Below are 22,540 nucleotides of genomic sequence, written 5' to 3'. Positions count from 1 at the left end.
GTATTATTATGAAAAGATTTATACTATTAAGTTTGATTTTTATGTTATCCGGGCTGCTGTATGGACAACAGACAATATCAGTTTCGGGATTTGTCCAGGATCAGAGTTCGCGTATCGGAATGGGGGATGTAACCATACGCTCCACCAAATTGAAACGTGCACTGGGGTCTACGGATAGAAAAGGACTTTTTAAGATTCAGGCACCTGTAGATGATATTTTAATTTTTACCAGTACAGGTTTCAAAACTGTCACAGAAAATCTGGCCGGAAAGAAAGCTTTTGTTTTTACTATTTATATGGAAAAGCAAGAGAATGAATTGGATGAAGTAGTGGTACAAGGTTATCAGCAACGTAAGCGTGAAACCCTTACAGGTGCATCTGTAACTATATCGGGTAAAGATCTGCAAGATAATCCTGTTTCTAACGTGACAGAGTTACTTCAGGGTAAGGTAGCGGGTATGAACGTACAGATGACGACAGGACAGCCGGGAGTCAGAGCCTCTGTACTGATCCGTGGTCTGAATAGTATTTCATCCACAGGAACAGGTTCGGATGCGTTCCTTACACCTACTTCTCCGCTTTATATCGTGGATGGTGTGCCTGTAGATGATAACACTGATTTTCAATATGGATTCAACAGCGGAGGTACTGGTATCAGTCCGATTTCGTTGATTCCACCAGAAGATATCGAATCGATGGATATTCTGAAAGATGCTGCAGCTACAGCGTTGTACGGTTCCAGAGGTGCATACGGGGTTATCCGTATTACAACCAAAAGAGGACGCTCCAAGATTCCGATTATTCAATATACAACAAACCAGTTTTTCAGTGTTCCTCCGCAGTTAAGATCTGTATTGGGAGGTAAAGATGAACGTCTCATCCGTATCAATCAGGTATTGGAAAATGACGTGGATTATTATACCGGAAGGGATAAAATCTATGACAATCAGATTCTTTCGGATAGTTTGAACCCATATTTCAATAACTCCACCAACTGGCAGAAAGTATTTTACAAGCCTACTTATAACCAGACGCATAATGTGAATGCTTCAGGAGGGGATGAGAACTTCAATTATAAGATCAATGGTCAGTATTACAATGAAAAGGGTATTATTCAGAATACAGGATTCAGTCGCTATACCTTAAGTATGAACTCTGAGTACAGACAATCTGATCGTTTCAGACTCTTTGTAAATATGTCCGGTAATATTGGAGAGCAACAGACCGGAAGTGGAAACTCTGTGACACAAGGTGGTGTGGCGAAAGCTTCTTCAGCTTCTTCATTGCTGCCCGCGCCTAGTTCTTCTATTGTAGGAGGAGGATTGGTATCTGCACTGGAAGGACGAAATGATAACCGGACTACAGATGTCAAGGCGAATGTGGATCTGGAATACGAAGTTTTCAAAGGCATGAGAGCTAAGAACTCTTTCAGTTATAACTATATCACATATCGTACGGATAATTTTACACCAGCCATTGCTAATAATAATATCTCTCAGAATTATAACTACGATGCTCAGCGTAACTCGATGTATAATCTCTTTCAATTGTCTTACCTGAAAGCTTTCGGTGCAGAAGAGAAACACCTCATCAATACCTATGTATTTAATGAGTTGAATCTTAACAGTTTCAAAGCTAAGGCGCAGCGGAAATCCGGGTATCCCAACGATCAGCTGGAAGGTCCTTTTGGATTTGATGCCGGTAGTGCTGTGGGTGGTGTGCTGAATAATCTGGCAGATGTACGCTCGGCGGGTTTTGCAGGAGCATTCAGTTACCAGTATGATTCCAAATATATTATCGACTTTACCTACCGTCTCGATAAATCTTCTTCTGTAGGTCCGGATGTACCATGGGTCAAAAATCCATCGATCTCCGCTCGCTGGAATATGGCGAAGGAACCTTTTATGGATGTTTTTACAGATAAGTGGTTAGACTACCTTTCATTCAGAGGAGGATGGGGTAAGAATATTACACCTACGGGAACTGTATTTGATGCAAACGGAAGATATATTTTCACAGGAGCTTTCAACAATAATCCTACTATCGGTTTCAACTGGAATCAGATGCCCAATAGTAAGTTAGTTCCTTCTACCACTACCTCTTCAAGTTTGGCGATAGAAGCGGGATTCCTGAAAAACAGAATCACCACGATCCAGGAGTTCTATTACAAACAGGTGGACGATCAGTTATGGTCCAGAAATCTGGCCGATCATAATGGTTTTACATCTTTACAATCTAATGAAGTCAGCTTTGTAAACTACGGATATGAGTTCACATTCATGTTCAGACCTTTATCAAATCAAAGTAAAGTGAACTGGAGTATCAGTCTGAATGGAGCAATCAATAATGAAGTATTGACCCGTTTGCCTGATAATAGCCGTGAATATCTGAAGTATGATGCAAATAATAAACTTCATACGCTTTACCGTCTGGGTCGTAATACGATGTCGCATGTATTGTTTGATTACCGTGGAACATTTGCTACAGATGCTGCGGTACCAGTCAATCCGGCTACGGGTGAACCTTATAAAATGATCAAAGACGGAGCTGTTTATTATTTCCAGGCTGGAGATCCGTACTGGACTGATCTTAATGGTGATTATATTCTGGATGAGAATGATTTGGTGACGGTCGGAAATTCACAACCAAAGGTCATCGGAGGTTTGTCCACATTCGCACAGTATAAAGGAATCAGCTTGTCTATCAATACCTCTTTTACTTTGAAGCGTGATATCATTAATGAAGCTTTGGCAAATCAGATGAACTCTTATGGTAACCCGTTGATGGGAGGTACAAATGGTATTGAAAAATCAACTTTACTACCTCTTGAAAAGTATAATTTCTGGCTTAATAACGGTGATATAAGTGCGTATCCGAATCCGTATGGGTTTACACGTCAGGGAATTATTACTCCGTTTCGTGCTAATCAGACTTTATTTATGGAGGACGGATCTTACTGGAAGATCAATAGTGTGACACTTTCCTATACGTTCCCGAGAGAAAAAACACAACGTTATAAAATATCCTCTCTGCGGGTGTACGGAACAGCAAATAACGTATACACTTTTAGTAATTATTCAGGACCCAACCCGGAGAACGTGACGGATATGGGTTATGACAGAACAGACGGTTACCCGAATAAAAGAACATATACGCTGGGATTAAATGTACAGTTTTAAGATGAAAAATTTGTCAAAGATGAAAGGGAAAAGAATTGCTAAATATATAGTTATCGTAGCGGTAACAATAAGCTTTTTGGGATGTAAAAAATTCCTCAATGTCGAACCGATTGACAGCCTTTCCGGAAATAACTTCTGGAAAGATCAGAATGATGCAGAGACTTTTACCAGAGAGGTATACCGTCTGTTCCGGGTAGGGGTCGGAATAGATCGTCCTTTGGTACTGATGGGTGATCTGCGTAATGCTCCGGTACTGAAAACGGAAACATATCCGAATAGAAATGATATCCGTATCATTTCAAGAGGAAGTATTAAAGAACTGGTGAGTACAATCCGCCCTACACCGGGTACCGATGCTGAACGCTTCTGGACGTATAATGTAGAGTGGGATAAGATCGCAGATTGGAAACCGGTTTATAAAGTAATACAATCCGCCAATATCCTGTACACCTTAGTGCCAAAAGTAGCGGAGAATGATCCTTCTTTCACACCTGCACAAGTCCGTAAATATCAGGCTGAAGCTGTTTTTATGCGCAGTATGTCTTACTTCGTATTGCTCAGATTGTTCGGAAATGTACCGTATTATACGGATGCATACAATCAGGATCCTCTGCCTCGTATGGATCATAGAGAAGTAGCCAGAAAGTGTATTGAGGATCTGGAGAAAGTAAAAGATGATCTTCCATGGACATATGACGATCCGGCCAATCGCGGGGTAAGAGCCATGAAAGGATCTGCTTTGACGTTGATGATGCACCTGAATATGTGGTTAGCCTGGTTTGATAAACCAAATGCGAACCAATACTACTCACAGGTAGACCGTCTTGGCGATGAACTGAGATTGGAGAATAATGGTGCATATGAATTGCTTCCAATCGAGCGGGTAGCAGAGATTTTTAATGGTCGTTCTAAAGAAGGATTATTTGAAATTCCGAATAACGTAAACTATGGTGAATCGTATGGTAGTCTTCGTAAGACCTATTTCGCACACGTACTTCATGCACCTTATTTCATTCTGAATGCAACGACGACTGACAAGAGTGAGTTAGCATATGAATCTTCATATATGAAAACTTTATACCCTGAAGGAGAGTCCGATGGAAGGATACAGAGTTGGTTTACAGATAAACAGGGTAATAATTTTATGTTTTCCGGCAATGGTAATTTTACCTTTTTCAAATTCTTCAATTTAGCCCTCGGATCTGGTAATACGGCTCAGTCTATTGGTAATTATCAGGTTATGTTTCGCTATGCAGACGCAATTCTGTTACAGGCAGAGGCTCTGGCTGCAATGGGCGGTAACGACGATAAGGCCACTATGCTGCTTAACCTGATTCGTTCCCGTGCTAAAGCGGGTCTTTATCCGGAAGCTAATAACTATGACAACAAACTTCAGGATGCTATTTACTGGGAGAGATGTAAGGAATTAATGGGAGAGGGACATTACTATTATGATCTGGTACGCACAGGCAAGTTGTATGATGCTGCATACTCATGGCATCCGATGGCTTACTCGGCTTATCTGCAGGAAGCCTGGACCTGGCCTATAGATCCTAAAGCGTTGGAAAACAATCCTTTTATGACATTAAATGAATACTGGAAATAAGAGAAAGAGATATGAAAAATTTACTATACATACTTACCGCACTGCTTGTATTAGCATCTTGTAATAAAGACGATTATTTTTCGGATTCAGGTGTACATGATCCTAAATTCAATGGAAACATGATGCAATATCTGGATTCAAAAGGTCAAAAACCACAGGATCCCTTTGATACGCTGACACAAATCATCCGCTATGCCGGGATGGAAGATAATTTTAAAAATGACAGGCTGACCTTTTTCGCTCCTCCCGATCCGACGATCCGTAAGGCACTGAACTACCTGAATGTGGTTCTTTATCTAGGAGGACAGGATACCATCAAGAGTTATCAGGAAGTGAAACCGGTGGTCTGGAAATCTATCTTATCTGAATATATGATTAAAGGTGATTTTGGATTGAATGATTTTCGTCAGGTAGATACGACTGCATTGTACGCTTTCAGCGGGCAGATCTTCGAAACGTATAATGAAACTCAACCGATCAATGTGGGAGCTGTATATCATGATCTCAATAACAATGGCGTTGTGATCAAATATGCAGGGCCAAGACAAATTTTACTTTCTTATGTGCCGGATTATTCCCGACCGACATCTTCTTGGGTTAATACTTTTGTGGCTTCTTCCAATATTCAGCCGACTAACGGAAGGGTTCATGTATTGAATTACAACAGGCATGTATTTGGTTTTTTATATGACCGGTTTGCCAATCTGGCGATCGAGTATGGTATTGATTATAAATAAGATCTGATATGAAAAAGAATTATACAATTTACTCCTTTATTATCTTGTTCGTGGTTGTGCTGCTGGCCTCCTGTACGGACAAAATAACATATGGACCAGATCCTTATGCCGGTGGCGCAGAACCTTTGGGTATTGGATTCAGAGAAGCTTTGCCCTCACCTTCACAAGCCAGACCTGGTACAGATGTTACCTTTAAGATTGATGGTTTGCTGAAATATAAGCCTGAAGAAATTCAGTTGTTTATGAATAATATTCCAGCTCGTATTGTCAATATTACAGATACTTCTGTAACGTCTACTGTTCCGGCCAATGCCAGTACAGGTGGTGTACGCGTAGTCGTAAACGGACAGATTTTTGCAGGACCATTATTACCAATTATAGGTAAAGCGGGTATTGACCTGACATTCAGATCCGGAACAGGTACACTCGGACCTATTTTTTCAATTCAGCAACTCAGCAACGGACAGATTTATATAGGAGGTAATTTTACCGATTACAACGGTTTTTCCTCTTCTACCAAAATTGGTGGTATAGCACGACTGTCCAGTTCAGGAGATTTTGTAAAAGGAATGAAATTTGGCGAAGGGGTAAAAGGATCGATCTTGTCAATCAATGAGCTGGCCAACGGTTCACTTTTGATCTCCGGTGCATTTACCAATTTCGATACGATCAATCTTGTCAGAAACATTACCCGGATTACGAATACAGGGGCTCTGGATGTAGCGAGTGTACCTATTCTTAATCTGACATCTGATCCGAGAAAGAGCAATCTTATCGCGCCGACATTTAATGGAGGGACAGACCTTTCGGTTGTGAAGACGTTTGTTCAGAATAATAAAGTGACGGCTATCGGCAATTTCCAGTCTTATGCCAACAATTATTATACACGTTCCACATTTGATAATATTCTGACAGATTACTTTTCAACAAAGCAAGTCGTACGTATGGATATGAATGGGGTGCTGGATTCTAATTATTATATGAATAAAACTACGCTTCCGATTAAAGGACTGGCTGGTGTCAACGGTACGATTAACGATGGTTATTTGCAGAATGACGGCAAACTGGTGCTGGTTGGTTCTTTTACCAATTTCAATACGACTCAGAGTGCCGGACGAATTGTGAGACTTGATGTAAATGGTAATTATGATGCAAGTTTTTCAGCCGGTTCAGGAGCTGATGACCGGATTTCGAAGATATTCTACTCGGCCTCCAGAAATAAATACATTGTCGTCGGTAGCTTCAATACGTTCAATGGCGTACCTGCAAATGGTATTGCAGTGTTGAATGTAGACGGAAGTGTTGATCCTTCTTTCAAAAGTTATGGCTTTGCCGGAGGTAAACCAAACTATGTCACACAGCTTTCGAATGGATTGATCCTTGTTTCGGGAACATTTACAAAATACAATGATGTGATACGGGAAGGTCTGCTGATCCTTAATCCTGACGGAACACTTGCTGCGGATTATAATAACACAGGCAAGCTGGTCGGCAGTATCTATGATTCTTTGGAAGGAACCAATTCTTTGGGTCAGCGAACGATCACGCTGGTAGGAAGTATCAGTTCTTTCAACGGACAGCTTAATGTCGGAAATATTGTACGTATGACGATTGTTGATTAACAGGAGTATTAAAGAGATTTAGAAATGAAAAATAGCAATACAATTTCGATCAGAAAATATAGCCGTCAACTACTGCTGTTGACTACAGCTGTATGGGGGCTGCTATCCTGTAATAAGGATTTTGAAAATAAAATTCAATTTGGCGATGATGAGCCTAATCTTAATATAAAGGGATCTCAGTTTCGGATGGCCTATATTATTGTAGAAGGAGCGGTAGGTTCAGTGGTCGGTAATCAGGCTACAGACTACGGGGTAATGCCCAATTTGTCTGAGATGACTTTTAATGCCATGTTCAGCTGGAACTCGGTCAGTGCGGCGTCTCCAAACGACGGAACAACTTATGCCGATCTGTTGACTGGTGTAGAAAAAGATAAACATAAAGTAACCAGTACCAATCTTTCCGGTAATAATCTGGCAAAATACCCTAGTCTTTTTACGCGGATCAAGCAATATACTAAGTTGCGTACAGCTCTTGTAACCAGTAATAATACGGTAGAAGGGATTGTGAATCCTGCTGATATTGATCAGAATGTAAAAGTCAATACGGATACAGAAGTACTGACAGGAGCTCAGACAGAACTGAATCATGCAGATGCAGGTTTGGTGGTGGCTACTTTTAAAGATGTGAAAACTGCTGGAGATGCTTATGGATATGGTCCTGATTCGGAACAGTATCTTCAGGCATTGCATCAGTTTGATCAGCGGTTAGGTGATCTGATGAAGACAATCAAGTCAAGACCAAATTATAAAGATGAAAAATGGTTAGTCATTGTCGCATCGAATAACGGCGGATCTTATACCCTGAAACCAGGGCTGGATGACGGAAGTGTGTTTTCGAAAACCGATCGCAATAATTTTGTCCTGATGTATAATAATCAGTTTGCTTACAAACTAGTAGAGCGCATAGAGACCATCGATCCTGCCTGGAGCTCTTCAGCAGTTCGTTATACCGGTAATTCGGGTTTTGCTGCTGTATCAGCTGCTGATGCGCGGTTATATGATATGGGAACAGGAGCAGATGCCGGTAATTATACCATACAGATTAAGCTTAAGGTACATGAGATGAATGGAAAAGGAGGGAAAACAGGGAGTGCATTAAATGGTGTTATCGTGGGGAAAATGAACAGTGCTCAGAATTTTCCGGTAGGCTGGAGCTTCACTTATAATGGTGGTAACGGCTGGCGGTTTGTATCTAACAGCAGCTCATCTTCCAATTATGCGTTTGATAGTGCACCGTTTGAATTGGATACCTGGTACACGCTGACAGCCAAGATCTATAAAGACGGTACCAATCGTGTAGTCAAATTATTCAGAGATGGGGTGTTGAAGCAGACACTTACCAATTTTGCTGCCCGCAACCTTTCTTCTCCGGATATGCCATTACAATTAGGATATCAAAAAGGATCTTATGGCGACAATTCAGGATTTGTTCATTCTATTGCAGATGTCCGGATTTATAATGCTGCATTACCGGATAATTACATTGCTGCAAATGCATGTACTACACTTTCTACGCCTCAAAAAGACAGCTATTATGCTAATCTGATCGGTTACTGGCCTGCCAATGATGAAGGTACACAGATTAAAGACTTGAGTCCGTATAAGAGAAACTTTATACTCAACGGATCTTTTGTATGGAACAGTTTTTCAGAACGTGCCGGCAATTTATGTCCTACCGTTCCGGATAACCTGGAAAGATTTGTTATCCGTACAGTAGATGCACCTCTGATGATGTACAGCTGGTTAGGGATATTAGAAGTGTCACAGTTCGATCTGGATGCACAGAGTTGGTCTCCAATATTTTCAAACAAATAATTATTGAACGATGAAAAAGCAATTGTTTTACGGTTTTTCATTCTTATATATACTGGCTTCTTTAGCTTCATGTTCTAAAGACTACGGTTATAATTTTGAAAACGGATATTCATCCGGTGAATATGAAGATACAGTAAATGTAAATATCGATACCAATCGGTTTAAGATCGATTACTCGAAAATTACGCAGGCCAGGCTGTTTCCTGGAGTGGTAGCAACTACAGAACCGAGATTAGAAAACTATAAGGTCAGTATCGATCTGAATTATGTAGAAGTATCTCCTTCCGATCTGCGGATCAGTGTAGCTCCAGGTGCATGGCAGAGCACAAGTATGTTTGCTCCTGCAGGCGAACTGATTGTGATCGATGTACCACAAGGTGTGTATGGTCTTAAAGCACAGGTCGGTCCGCATGTGTATACTGGAAGTACGAAGATCGAGTTCCCGCGAAGAGACGAAAAAATAGTGGTAAGTAAGGATCTTTTTCCGGGCAAAAACTATATACGGAATTTGTACGGAGGACTTGTATACATTATTCCTGAGCGTCCTTTGGGAAGAGTTGTAGACCTTCTTTTCTCCGGAACAACGCTTGCGCCAAGTTTCAAATTAGGGAAAATGACCGATCAGGAATGGAAAGATCTTGTTAACAAATCTTCAGTTCCGTGGTTTGAATTGGAAGGTAACCGTATCGTTTTTACATTACAGACAGAACGTCTCAAAAGATTCCCTATCAGTAGTCCTACAGAATTGATGGAACTTTGGGATAAGATGATCAAGGAAGCCTATTGGGACTGGACAGGTATGACAGAGGGGAATCCTGATGTCAAACATCGTGCACCATTCAATAAATGGCGTATCGTACATGATGTATTGTTTGAACCAGGGGTAGCGCAGGTATCCGGATATCCGGTACGTGCAGGTGCCAATGATCAGTACTTTGGTCAGGCTGTGACTGTAAATTCGGTTCGTACGCAAAACTGGGGAACATATCATGAGCTTGGACATAATATGCAACAGGGCCGGGTATGGAGTTTTGACGGAAACGGAGAGGTGACAAACAACTTATTCAGCTTTAAAGTAGCCATGATTAACGGCCGTCAGCATACCAAGATAGCGGAAGTATGGCCTACAGGATTGGAATGGATTAACTATGTGCCTAAAGATGCTGCAGATGCTAATCGTAAGATTTGGGCTAATATGCCGACTTTATCAAAAAATCATAATGATGCCAAACTGATCATGTATGCACAGATCTTCGAAAAATACGGATACGAGTTTATGACTTATCTATATACCCGTGCACGTAATGCCAGATTTGAATCGGCCAATGATCAATCCAAGATTGACTTCTTCTACGAAGCACTGTGTGAATATACAAAAGTGGATATGGAACCTTTCTTATGGATAGGATGGGGTATAAAAGTGAGTGATGTTTCCCGTAATTACGTTAAGTTTCAACTGGGACTTCCGTTACTAAACAAGAAATTCTGGCTATTCAATCCGGTAACCAAAAGTGGAGGCGAAGAACCTTATTATGATGTTGTTGAGGTTGCAAAAACCGGATGGACAGCTACTGCTACCAACTATAATACAACATATGAGCCTAAGAATACAATAGACGGTAATCTGACCACCTTCTGGAATGCCTGCTGGAATACAACCTGTACCCCTGCTAACAGTTTTGTCGCTAACGGTCCGTGGGTAATTAATTTACAGACTGGAACTAATGCAATCAGTGCAAGTGGTATCAGTTTTACGCAGCGTCAGGTTGCAAATTCAGCTAATCATGTCAAAAATTTCAAACTGGAAGTGAGTGATGATAATGTATCATGGCGTTCATTGGGAACCTTCACCGTTACACGAGATCTTCCAACACAATATGTGTATTTCAATAGTGGTCAGATCGCTGAAACATTTAAATATGCCAGACTTACAGTCAATAAGTCGGACTTGTATGTGACCACAGACTTTCCGGTGATAGCTGAGTTAGGATTTTATAACAATAGATAAGAAAGGGGATAATTATGAAAAGTAATAGAATAACAAATTTCCTGTTGATGTCGATGCTTTTGGTAGCAGGTCTGACATCCTGTAAGAAGTATTATGATCCTCCTTTAGTATTTGAGAAGGAAGTTGTCACACCGTTCGTGAAAGAAAGAAAAGTCTTGATGATTGTCGTTGACGGATTGTCCGGTATTGAACTGAAAAAGGATGTTCCGACAAATATTAAAGCTTTATTGCCGAACAGCAAATATTCCTTTAATGCACTGGCAGATGCCAATACCGGTGATGCTTCTACCTGGACGACTATTGTGAGTGGAGTAGGGCATAATAAGCATGGTATCGAAGGTGATGATTTTGATGAGGAATTTGACGAAGATGATCCGCATGGTACAAACAACCCTCAGAGCGGAACAGGTTTCGTTACGTTTTTTCAGCGTATACTGGAATCCGGCAAAACAATGAAATCTTATGCTGTAACTCCTAATGCTTTAATTTCAAAAAACCTTTTTGGATTAGCTGATGGCAATGTATTAGTCGGTTCGGATGCAGCAGCAAAGGATAGTATTCTGTCCAAACTAGGACGTAATGAAACAGATCTGGGCGTGGCTGTTGTTAATTTCAGAGGTGTAAATGAAGCAGGTGTTAAGAGCTCTTTTTCAATGTCAAGTGCTATGTATAAAGATGCCGTGACGGTAGCTGACGGATACATTGGTGAGATTTTGTCAGGTCTTAAAAAGCGTAAAGATTATGCAAAAGAAGACTGGCTGGTCATTATCACATCTAATCATGGTGGTAGCGGTAATACTTATGGCGGTGCATCTCTGGAAGAACGTAAAGTGCCTGTTATCTATTATTCACCGGATATTGTAGGGAAAGAATTCGAAATTCCTGATCTTAAAAACTCCTTGACTGTAAATGCTATTAATGCATTCAATCCGACGATCCTAAATGCAAATGCAGGTCAGTTCAACGTAGGGAATGCAGGCGATTATACCATCATGTGTAAGGTTAAAGTAATCACAAAATCCGGAACCAACTCCGTTATTGTGGGTAAAACCACACATGCTTACAGTGCCACCAGAGGCTGGCATCTGATGATTGCCTCGTCAGAGAATAAATTCAGAGCCATACTGGGAGACGGTACATTATATTTTGTCTATTCTCCGAAAACATTTGTAATCGGACAGTGGCATACCATAGCCATTAAAGTGTATACGGAAAATGGTAAAAGATATGGTAAGGTGTATCAGGATGGTGAACCGGGAGCGGCTGTAGATGTGACAGGTAAAAACATTACAGGTACGGGAGACTTTTTCGTTGGGCCGGGTAAAAGCGGAGTGGCATATGGTGCTTCCAGTAATCTTGTGAATAACCTGGCATATTACAATGTAAATCTTCCGGATCAGTATATCAAGGATTTTGCATGTAAGCAGGAACTGGATGCTACAGATACCTATTGGAATCAATTGCTTGGATACTGGCCGATGGGAGAAGGATCTGGAAGTGTACTTAAAAACAGAAAAGACGATACCGGGAAAACCGACTTTTTGTTTCCGGGATCACCTTTCGCCTGGAACCTCGCACAATCCTGGTCTTGCAGTACAGAAGAAAACCCGAATATATACCTTACTTATGATAAAGATCTGATGAGTAATATCCTGTACTGGCTGAAAATACCAATCGTGGCTTCCTGGAATCTGGAAGGAACTCCGTGGCTGCAAAAGTATGAAACAGAGTTTATTAAATAATTAATCCGGGGATTGGTCTTGTTTATAATATAACGACACTATTATTAACCTAATATGAAGAGAAGAATATATATGTGGATGATACTTTTTACGGGCGTGAGTCTTGTCGCCTGTAAAAAGAATGATTTATGGAATCAGTCTACGGAGGTAGATCGGGGAAAGATTGTTGGTCAACTGATCAATACGGAAGATAATAATCCGTTAAAAGGGGTAAAAGTCTTGTTTCAGCGCCAAACCAAAGCAAATGGAACACAGACATTTATTGATACAGTCAGTACAGATAGCGAAGGCCGGTTTTCCTATGAGATCACATACCCCAATAAAGTACAGGTAGTGATCCGGGATACAGGAAGATATGCTGCAGATACTGTACAGGTGGTACTTGAAGAGAAGAAGGATTATACAATTGGTCTAAAAAGTCATCCAAGATTCGGGTTATCTTCTATTACAACGACGTTAACAGATAAGGATACAAAAGCACCATATGCAAATTATAAGGTCGCCCTTTTTGTAAGGGAGAGTGCAACAGAATCTTACTCTGCAGTAGATACTTTGATAACAGATGGCAACGGCCGTGTACAGTTTAAGGATATTGCATTTCCGGTTTATTACAAAGTCAAATCTGTAGCCAATGAAAACCTTTATACACTTGACTCTCTCGAAGGGAGGATGGTTACAAAAGAGCCGCTGAATCTGAATCTGGCGAATACAAAAAGAGCCCTTAATTATTATTTCAACAGTAAAAATTTCTATTCTTTAAAAGCAGATCTGGATGCTAAAATCCGGATACAACTGAAAAAAGCAAATGGAAATTATGAAGATGCTAAAGATTATACTTTCGATAATGAAGGAACAGTTGCCATCCAGTTTAATGCTGAATATCTGGGGGGATCGGCACGAGTAGTCGCTGTAAACCCTACAGAATATCCTCTTTTCGGAGAAAAGATATTCCCTATTACTGAGAATACTATTAATAATCATACGGAACTGGAGTTTAAAAATGTAACTCCAAAATATGCGACACCAGTCTATACCAACCTGGAAGTTTCTGAACTCAATACCGGGTCTGTAACTTTTGGATTTCCGCAGGATGCCGTTTTTGATCCTGTCAGCGGAAATACGTATATCACCGATGGTGCAGTAACAAGTGGAAATAAAATTGTTAAGATTGACAGATTTGGTACAGCTTCTGTATTGATAGGTTCAGGTGGAGCTGGCTATGTTGACGGAAACCTGGCGGATGCGAAGACAAACGGAGCATGGGGTGTTGTAGTAGACAACAAAGGAGATTTGTATTTTACCGATAACAATGCGACAGGAGGAAACCGGATCCGTAAAATTACATTCGATGCTTCCGGTAATGGAATAGTAAGTACTATAGCAGGTCAGGCCAGTACCGGGAATGCTGATGGAATAGGCGCTGCGGCTTCCTTTAACAGGCCTTCAGGTCTGGCAATCGATAAGAATAGTAATATATTGTATGTGTCAGAATGGATAGGAAACAGGATACGGAGAATCGATCTGGCTACTAATCGTGTAGAATTACTTGCGGGAAGTGCAACGGCACAAAGTGGAGATGTGGAAGGTATCGGTAGTGTTGCCCGGTTTAATCAGTTAGGAAACGCTCTTGAACTGTCACCTGATGGTAAGAAACTATTTGTATCCGGCAATACAAGCCGGTTTGGAGTAATCGATATTGCTACAAAAAATTATAAATTCTATACTACTACTGCTGTAGGCAGCGGATACCGCTCCAGAGGTATGGACATTGCTCCAAATGGAGATTTGTTTATCTATAGCCCGAGTACATTCAGACTTTATAAAACAGATGTCAATCAACCGGTAGGAACTGCGGTATTAAAAGAAATTGCAGGAACTGCCTCAGGACGTGTCAATGGACCTGCAGCTTCAGCTAGTTTTAACGGTGTATTGGGTATTATGTTTAATCCGTATACAAATACATGGTATCTGATGGAAGGCGATGCGTCAGGAACTAAGGTCAGGGTCATTAAATCCAGGGATATCCAATAATCCTGTAATCAATAGAGATAAAAAAAGTTCCGGATTAATTCCGGAACTTTTTTTATTACCAACACTTTAATGTAGTGTTTCGGCTACATATTTAATGAAGTATAAAGCTTGTAATGGATAATCTCTTTAATTTCTAATTGTTTTTGTAATAACCGTTGCACTATTTAAAATAACTGTTATATTTACTTTAACATTTGATTATCATATACTTCGTTAACCTAAAGTAAACATGAATAGAGTAAGATGGAGGGCTTGCTTTCTATTGGTATTCCTGAGTTTTTTAGCCTCTGCGTTCGCTGATGGTTCGAAAGATCTGTATCCTGCAGGGGTACAGGGTAACCGGGCTTTTATGATGTCCAAAGGAGAAAATGGCCAGGCCACTACGAGCTTCCCGTTTCCGACACCTGGTACTCATTTTGTCTATGTCCGTATGGGAGAGACTATCGCCGCCGCATCAAGTGCTCAAAATATATATGAAGGACGAATCCGTGTTACCAGTCCATCTGGTAAAACTTATACTTCTGCAGCAGATAATACAGGCAGAATTATGGATAAGGGACAGGGAACCCGAAGGGCAGAACTGGACGGACCTGATGTTGGCTATACTCCTTATAAAGTAGCAGTAGATGAAGAAGGCGTTTGGAAAGTAGAGTTCTTTTCACCTTTAGGAGCAAATAATGATATGGATAATGGCAGTCTGCTACCTGATGTTGCCGCAAGTGTGGATTGGGAACAACCAGACGGAATGTATATAGCAGCCTGGGATGTATCTGTCAGAAATATCGAAAATACAGCCTGGTTAACGGGTAGAGTCTATACCAATGTCCTCAATCTGTATATTAATAGTGGCAGACTTTCAAATGCTGATGGAGCATTCTATGGAAAAAATTATGTCATGACGGATGATGGATACGTTTACAGGGTCGATGGTAACGGTAGTAATGGGATAGCCTTTACTTCATTTGTCAATAATAAGGGGTTTCCCGGAGCAAATGGACAGTCTGTGTATAAGAGTTTGAATTATGTACCGGCAGCAGGTTCTTCCGATGTAATTGATCCACGGGCTGCAGATGTTAACGGTAAGGTCACACATAAGATGATGTATACATTGCCGGATATGAGTATGCCTGCAGAGGCTCCTGCTGCTGTTCCGGGTAAGAAAACATGGCTGGTCCGTCATCGTATAACTGCTCAGGTAAGTGATATAAATGTAACGGGTGTCGAAGGAAATGCAGATCATGTAAGTAGCAAAGGAGCATGGGTGCAATTCAAGACAAATCTGGCCGGCAATTATAAAATCACGATTTCAAGTATTGATAGTGATCATTCCTTTCCTGATGCACAATTTATATTTACAGCAAAACAGGGAATAAATAATGCGTACTGGAATGGGCGTGACCTGAGTGGTAACCTTGTTCCTGCAGGAGATAAATACCCTGTAAAAATCAAAGTTGAACTACTGGGCGGAGAAGTGCATTTTCCTTATATCGATATGGAGATCAATCCCCAGGGAATTATCCTGGAATTGCTTTCTGAGGATTTACAAACGGTCGAATCTGATATTGTGTATTGGGACGACAGCAATGTCAGTGAAGGAATGCCGTCTGAAAACAGTGACCCAAGAGTAAATCTGGAAGGCATTAGCAGCCGTATCAACGGGCATCGTTGGGGAACATATTCGAATGCAACTGTCAACCGGAATAATAATCAGAATTACGGTAATTTCAGCTTTGGAAATGAGAAAGCTATGGATACCTGGGCATATGCACTGAATATTGCTGAAATCAAAACTCAGGATATAACCGTGAAAGTAGCCGATCTGGAAGTCGTATCTGTAGAGACCAGCAGCAATCAGGTAGAATTGGGAGAGAACTTTACATATGTAGTTACTGTGAGAAATAACGGTCCTTCTGCAGTTGACAAAGCCCCGTTTCACTTTACATTACCGGAAGGGGTAATTATACAGCAGGTAAATCCGGTTTCGGGAGCAGGCACTATATCCGGATCTCTGTTTCATAATAACCATTATGCAGCTTATTTCACCTTAGCAGATAAAGAGGAAATTGTTCTTTCTTTTACTGTACGGGCAGATATTGTTCCGGATGCGACCTATGGATATATTCCGGTCAAAGCTACTATTATGCGTAAGCCGGATATGACAGATCCTGATGCAACTTCAACAGACATTTTAAAGCTATTGCCGAATACTGCAGAAGAAGAGTGTGCCAATAATGGAAAGGGGGGAGCTTGTAATAATATTATGATCAATAATCAGGTGTTTTTATTAGAGCCATTAAACGAAAGAGGGAAATTGGCACTGCTGAAAACAGCGGTTTTCACGGACGAAAATAAAGACTCCTATATGCAGGTCGGCGAAACGATACAATACACACTGCAGGTAGAGAATGTCGGATATGTACCTGTCAAAGATATTAAAATACAGGATCCACTTATCAGATCTGCTGAGATTATGCTGGCGCCAGCTGTGCTAGCAGCAGGAGCGAAGAGTAGTGTCACGCTTTCGTATACGATCACACAGGAGGATTTTGAAAAGGGGGTGATTACAAACACGGCTAATGTTAGTGGAAAAAACCCAAGAGGATTTGATGTAAAGGATATCTCTGGTTCTACTGTTGATGATGACGAACCTACAGTGACAGTCATAGACCGTATTCCGGAAGTATATTTGCGTAAACGAATCACGAATAAAGGTTCAGGAATCGGAGGGTTATTCGTTGAAGGGGATCAGTTAGAGTACACTTTTACAGTGTGGAATAAAAGCGGATTCGCAATCTACGATCTGCAGCTGGAAGACCCTATGTTGTTTACGACAGCAACCTCGGTTTCCTCAGTTGCTCTGGGGGCTAACGATTCTGTGCAATACGTTGCCCGGTATCAGTTGCTTCCTGCAGATTTTGATAAAGGAAAAGTCAGTAACTCAGCATTGTTGTTTGCAAAAGAAAGTAAGAAAGGACGTGTTGTAAAAGATATCTCAGGGACAGAATACAACAATGACAGTGCTACTGAAATCACTATCGCGAAGAGACCTGTGGCAGTAGCGGATTCTTATACACTAAAACAGAACCGAAAATTACAAATGGAAGTTCTGAAAAATGATATTATCGAGCGTACACATGTAAATGTGAGTTCAGTCCGGATTACTACCGCTCCTGAATATGGTACAATCAGCATCGAAAAAGACGGTACGATCAGCTATGTGCCACAGCATAATTATTTTGGTCCGGATGAGTTTTATTATGTTTTCAGTGATGGGTACAAATTAGAATCTTATCCCGGAAAAGTAAATATTGAAGTGGTGAAAACAGTTCCTGTCGCTATATCGGATACCGTTAATGTCCGCTATAATACGACGATGATTATTCCTGTGCTCAAAAATGATAAACCTGAGGAATATGCTCCATTGGATCCCATGTCTATACAGATTGTATCGTTGCCACAATATGGTAAAGTAGTCGTGAATAACGGAAAAGTATCTTACACTCCTCAACTGAATTTTACAGGAAAGGACCAGTTCGGTTATCAGGTATTGGATGCTAATGGCAATTGGACTAATATTGCCACAGTAGATATCATGACTTATGGGTTCTTTGTACCTAATGTCTTCACACCAAATGGAGATGGGAAAAATGATGAATTCGAAGTTATTGGAACAGGGTATTATGATCGTATAGAGGTCCAGATATACAACAGATACGGCAAGATAGTCTACGAGAATGACAATTATAAGAACGATTGGAATGCTGAAGGTTGTTTGGATCAGACTTATTTTTATACGGTCACGGCACATAAAAGTGGAGAGGAATCTAAACACAAAACGGGTTATGTACTGATTGCAAGAAGACTGGCACCATAAATCTTATTTTAAACTTTTTCAGATAATGGGAGATCCGGTTAACCGGAGATAACTATATTTGATGAGGTAGTGTGGCTGCTGTATACACTCAACATCATCTATATGTCTGAATTATTTAAACAACATCTGCAGAAATTCATTGTAACTGACGAAGAAAAATTTCAGGATATACTATCTTTTTTTGAACTGAAAACAGTAAAGAAAAAAGAAAATATACTTGTCGAAGGTCAGGTCTGTAAGTTCAACTATTTTGTGCTTAGCGGTTGTATGAGAATGTTTTTTATCAACGAAAAAGGCGTCGAGCATACGACTCAGTTTGCCATTGAGAACTGGTGGATAACAGATAATATGGCCTATGAACATCAGCTGCCGACCGAATTTTATATTCAGGCTGTAGAAGATGCGATTCTGCTGGCCATACATGCAGAATCGCAGGAAAAGTTACTTTCCCGTTATCCGGATGTAGAACGTTATTTTCGGTATATATATCAGAGAGCATATGCTGCATCTCAGCGTCGTATCAAGTATATATATGATTTTTCCCGGGAAGAACTCTACAATCACTTTCAGCTTGTCAATCCTCAGTTTGTACAGCGTATTCCGCAATATCTTATCGCTTCTTATCTGGGCTTTACACCTGAATATTTGAGTGAGATCAGGCGCAAGAAACGAACTTAAACTGGTTTAAGTTTTTTGTGTGATCCAACACTTAACTTTGTCTTGTAATCATTAACAGATATATCATTATTTAATTAACATATTATGAGTGAGAGAATTAATATTGCAAAGTTAGAACCTCAGGGATATAAAGCAATGTCAGCTTTGGAACAATATATTCAGGCTTCGGATGTGTCCAAAACACATTTGGAACTGATTAAAATCAGAGCTTCACAGATTAACGGGTGTGCATTTTGTCTTGATATGCACACGAAAGATGCTTTAAAAAAAGGGGAAACAAATCAACGCATATTTCTGCTGAATGCCTGGAAAGAAACAACTTTGTTTACAGAAGAAGAGCGTATCATTTTAAGTATGACAGAAGAAGTGACCCTGATTCATGAGCACGGACTTTCTGAAGGAACTTATCTCAAAGCGGTAGAATTATTGGGAGAGCAGTACGTTGCACAGGTACTCATGGTCATTGTGACAATAAACGGATGGAATCGTATAGCTGTCAGTATGCAGTACCAGATCCCGGAATAGTCTTTATTCAAAAGGGACAGCAGCATATATTAATGTGCTGCTGTCCCTTTTAATTTTTTCCATTTAAGTATTCTTGCTGTTGCATTAGTATATGGGGAGGCTGTATTGAATTGGATCATACGACCCAATGTCCACTTTTCATACCAGGGTTCTTCATACAATTCATGATTTGTTTTACGTGTGATGAGTTGTATAATATCTCCTGCAATAGTATCCAGACGTTTTAACAATTCAGGATAAGGAATAGTCTCATAATCTTTGTAAAATTTTTGAGCAAGTAGCCCCAGCTGATTCCATTTATATCCGGTCTCCGGAAAATCTACTGTCTCCTGAAGATCTTTTTTCCTGTTCCATTTAAGAACGAGCTCCCCCCAGCCAATCAGATAGGAAACAAGATTTTGTATACTCATGTAAGTACCTTTAGCATGTCCTTCCAGTTCAGGAATTGTAGTATGTGCTAAAGAAATATTTGTTAACTCTTTCTGTAGTTTGTCGTAATTGCTCTTAATTGCCTTTAGCAATTGTTCTTTATTAGTTGGAATCGCCATTTGGTTTTCAATATGAAATCAGATGTTTTTACCTGTTTAAGATATACAAAAATAGGAAGATATCAGCCTTGTTTATCCAATGTTCGCATAGCCTTTTTTAAGATGTAAAGCGTTTCTTTTGTCGGACTTTCAATCTTCCATCGCGAACAGGTATCCAGCACAAATGCAGGACTATGTTTGCTGGCATCATTAAGCCAATTGCCAACACTGTCCCTCACATATTTAGAAGAATCCGATTTTAATTGATCGAGTACAGGCATTCCCAGTTCGGGCTGTTTCTTCAATCTTTCGATATGAGCACACCATACTCCTCTCGGACGGATGGATTCAGATGCAAATCTTCTTATGTTTTCATTTTCATGAGTTGTCCAGACAGTTAGCACCCGTATACTCTCTTCCAGATTTTGTATGATACTGCTTCGAACGGCCATCCATGCAATTTCTCTTACTCCAAAATGACTGTCTGCTGCAAAAAACTGAATCTGTTCCAGTTTTTCTGCAATCGATAAATTCTCGTTACTATCCGTCAGATAGGTAGCCCAGCAACGGACCATATCTGAGAAATGGCTTTTTAAAGCCTGTTGAATGTGTTGGTCTGAATAGGCTACAGATAGAGCAAGTAGTGTATTCCCGATAGTTTCATTAATGGTATTTACGGTTTGTTTTTGGAGTTTATCTATCGCTTCAGATACAGGCATTATATAATGTTCCCTGTTCAATTGTGACAGCACGCGCACCAGCAATATTCTCTGATCGATGGCGAGCCATTCCGTCAGATTAGCGGATTCGATCGATCCGCTGTTGAGTTGTTCCAGAACTTCTGCAGGAATGTCTTTTGCAGATCTGGCCCCTTTTCTTTTTTCGTCTTTCATAGTTTTGCTATCAGCAGGTCTGCATCTGTTCTGTTGGTGTAATCTGTGTCCGCAAATGTACAGATAATCGTATGATCGGTGTCTACTACAAATATTGCAGGAACCGGAAGTTCGTACGAGTTATTTTCATTAAACGCTGTCAAATCAATTCCCAATTCCTCATAATAAGGTTTTACAAAATCCTGTAGTTCGAAGGTAATACCCAATTTGCGGGCATAGGCATTATCTTTATCTGTCAGGACATCAAAATGAAGATTATTTTGCACACTCATTTTATTGTTGTGAGATATGGATTGAGGAGAAATAGCTATTAAAGTAGCATTTTTATCCGTTATGAGATTCAGTTTATTGTTCAACTCCCGTATTTGAAGATTACAATATGGACACCACATTCCTCTGAAAAAAACTACAATTAGTTTGCCGTTCGAAAGGAGTTGTTTAGAACTTATCGTATTATTGGTTACATTTGGCAATTCAAAATCCGGTAATTTTTCACCGGTACGGATTATTCCGGATGCTATTTTACGCTCTTTCAGATCCTGTACTGATGCTTCAAATGCCTGTACTGTGGAAACCGGAAGTTGAGCATTTATTTGTGCGCGGAGCGCAGCTGTTTGTTCGTGCAGATTACTCATATTGTATGTTATTGTTTTTGCAAATATTTAAAAGTATTCCGGCTCCGACAATACCGCATAATTTTACCCCTATGGGTTAAAAAAGTCACTTTTTTATGAAAACAAAGGAATCAACGATTATAGAGAAAATTTGTCCCTTAGAATTTGCTGTCAATGCTATCAGCGGTAAATGGAAAATTCCTATTGTATGGCAGATTAATGAAGGTAAAAAAAGGCCAAGTGAATTTTTACGTGGTATTGGGACGGTTGACCGGCGGGTTTTGAACCAACAATTGAAAGAAATGGAGCAATCCGGAATACTGACGAAAGAGCAGTTTGCGGAATTGCCTCCCCGTGTAGAATATTCGCTTACACCAATCGGTGAAAAATTAGTAGAAGCCTTATGGTTGCTGAATGACTGGGGGAAAGTATTGCTTGATAGAGAAAAACCAACTGCAGAGACTGATAATCATTAATTTAATATCCAATTAGAAGTCTTTTTTTCCAAATTACCTTTTAGGGCTATGCTTGTACATTGGACTTCTCCGTTTGTATAAAATCTGTAATTCCCGCTCATTATTTATAGCCTTATTTTAATATTTTCTTATTAAGATTGTTTGTGAATTGTAAATAAATTGAAACAATTCCATTTTGTATTTGTAATTTATATACCAAATACCAATTAACAT

15 protein-coding genes are annotated in these 22,540 nt (G+C 40.1%); 12 read left to right on the top strand and 3 right to left on the bottom strand.

Going from position 1 to position 22,540, the window contains the following annotated elements:
* The first annotated feature begins 8 nt into the window (after positions 1–8).
* The 11 genes from B4B65_RS18520 (at position 9) to B4B65_RS18470 (ending at position 19,817) form a co-directional block, all read left to right on the top strand.
* Positions 9–3,179 carry a SusC/RagA family TonB-linked outer membrane protein gene (locus tag B4B65_RS18520; protein WP_236581948.1) on the top strand — a complete coding sequence of 1,057 codons (3,171 nt, stop codon included), beginning with the start codon at positions 9–11 and terminating at the stop codon, positions 3,177–3,179.
* Between the two features lie 19 nt (positions 3,180–3,198).
* Positions 3,199–4,785, top strand: coding sequence for a RagB/SusD family nutrient uptake outer membrane protein (locus B4B65_RS18515; protein WP_236581958.1), 1,587 nt, complete (start codon positions 3,199–3,201; stop codon positions 4,783–4,785).
* Positions 4,786–4,796: 11 nt separating this feature from the next.
* A complete protein-coding gene (locus B4B65_RS18510) occupies positions 4,797–5,522 on the top strand; it encodes a hypothetical protein (RefSeq protein ID WP_201678589.1) in 726 nt (241 codons plus the stop codon).
* A gap of 8 nt (positions 5,523–5,530) precedes the next feature.
* Entirely contained in the window at positions 5,531–7,144 is a 1,614-nt protein-coding gene (locus tag B4B65_RS18505) for a DUF5008 domain-containing protein (RefSeq protein WP_293917763.1), read from the top strand.
* Between the two features lie 24 nt (positions 7,145–7,168).
* Complete coding sequence (locus B4B65_RS18500) at positions 7,169–8,959, top strand: LamG-like jellyroll fold domain-containing protein (RefSeq protein WP_293917761.1); 1,791 nt, start codon at positions 7,169–7,171, stop codon at positions 8,957–8,959.
* Between the two features lie 10 nt (positions 8,960–8,969).
* Positions 8,970–10,967: a M60 family metallopeptidase gene (locus tag B4B65_RS18495; RefSeq protein ID WP_293917759.1), complete on the top strand. Its 1,998-nt coding sequence runs from the start codon at positions 8,970–8,972 to the stop codon at positions 10,965–10,967.
* A gap of 14 nt (positions 10,968–10,981) precedes the next feature.
* Positions 10,982–12,709: an alkaline phosphatase family protein gene (locus B4B65_RS18490; protein ID WP_293917757.1), complete on the top strand. Its 1,728-nt coding sequence runs from the start codon at positions 10,982–10,984 to the stop codon at positions 12,707–12,709.
* A gap of 54 nt (positions 12,710–12,763) precedes the next feature.
* On the top strand, positions 12,764–14,740 hold the full coding sequence (locus B4B65_RS18485) for a hypothetical protein (RefSeq protein WP_293917755.1): 1,977 nt from the start codon (positions 12,764–12,766) through the stop codon (positions 14,738–14,740).
* A gap of 229 nt (positions 14,741–14,969) precedes the next feature.
* Positions 14,970–18,614: a DUF7507 domain-containing protein gene (locus B4B65_RS18480; RefSeq protein ID WP_293917753.1), complete on the top strand. Its 3,645-nt coding sequence runs from the start codon at positions 14,970–14,972 to the stop codon at positions 18,612–18,614.
* 102 nt (positions 18,615–18,716) lie between these two features.
* Entirely contained in the window at positions 18,717–19,292 is a 576-nt protein-coding gene (locus B4B65_RS18475; protein ID WP_293917751.1) for a Crp/Fnr family transcriptional regulator, read from the top strand.
* A gap of 84 nt (positions 19,293–19,376) precedes the next feature.
* Complete coding sequence (locus B4B65_RS18470) at positions 19,377–19,817, top strand: carboxymuconolactone decarboxylase family protein (RefSeq protein WP_293917749.1); 441 nt, start codon at positions 19,377–19,379, stop codon at positions 19,815–19,817.
* A 29-nt stretch (positions 19,818–19,846) separates the two neighbouring features.
* Here B4B65_RS18470 and B4B65_RS18465 read toward each other — a convergent pair whose 3' ends face one another.
* From B4B65_RS18465 to B4B65_RS18455, 3 genes are all read right to left on the bottom strand, one after another.
* Positions 19,847–20,365, bottom strand: a complete 519-nt coding sequence (locus B4B65_RS18465) for a ClbS/DfsB family four-helix bundle protein (protein ID WP_293917747.1) — start codon at positions 20,363–20,365, stop codon at positions 19,847–19,849.
* Positions 20,366–20,427: 62 nt separating this feature from the next.
* Positions 20,428–21,237, bottom strand: a complete 810-nt coding sequence (locus tag B4B65_RS18460) for a DNA alkylation repair protein (protein WP_293917745.1) — start codon at positions 21,235–21,237, stop codon at positions 20,428–20,430.
* Positions 21,234–21,872 (bottom strand): peroxiredoxin-like family protein, encoded by a 639-nt coding sequence (locus B4B65_RS18455; RefSeq protein WP_293917743.1) that lies wholly within the window; start codon positions 21,870–21,872, stop codon positions 21,234–21,236. The genes B4B65_RS18460 and B4B65_RS18455 overlap by 4 nt, the downstream gene beginning before the upstream one ends.
* A 95-nt stretch (positions 21,873–21,967) precedes the next feature.
* Between B4B65_RS18455 and B4B65_RS18450 the strand changes: the two genes are divergently transcribed.
* Entirely contained in the window at positions 21,968–22,327 is a 360-nt protein-coding gene (locus tag B4B65_RS18450) for a winged helix-turn-helix transcriptional regulator (protein WP_293917741.1), read from the top strand.
* Positions 22,328–22,540 lie beyond the last annotated feature (213 nt).

Origin of the sequence: Sphingobacterium sp. UBA5789 (genome assembly GCF_002418355.1) — a bacterium.
GTDB lineage: Bacteria > Bacteroidota > Bacteroidia > Sphingobacteriales > Sphingobacteriaceae > Sphingobacterium.
The sequence above is the reverse complement of the archived record's forward strand: the minus strand, read 5'-3'. Positions and strand labels throughout refer to the sequence as shown.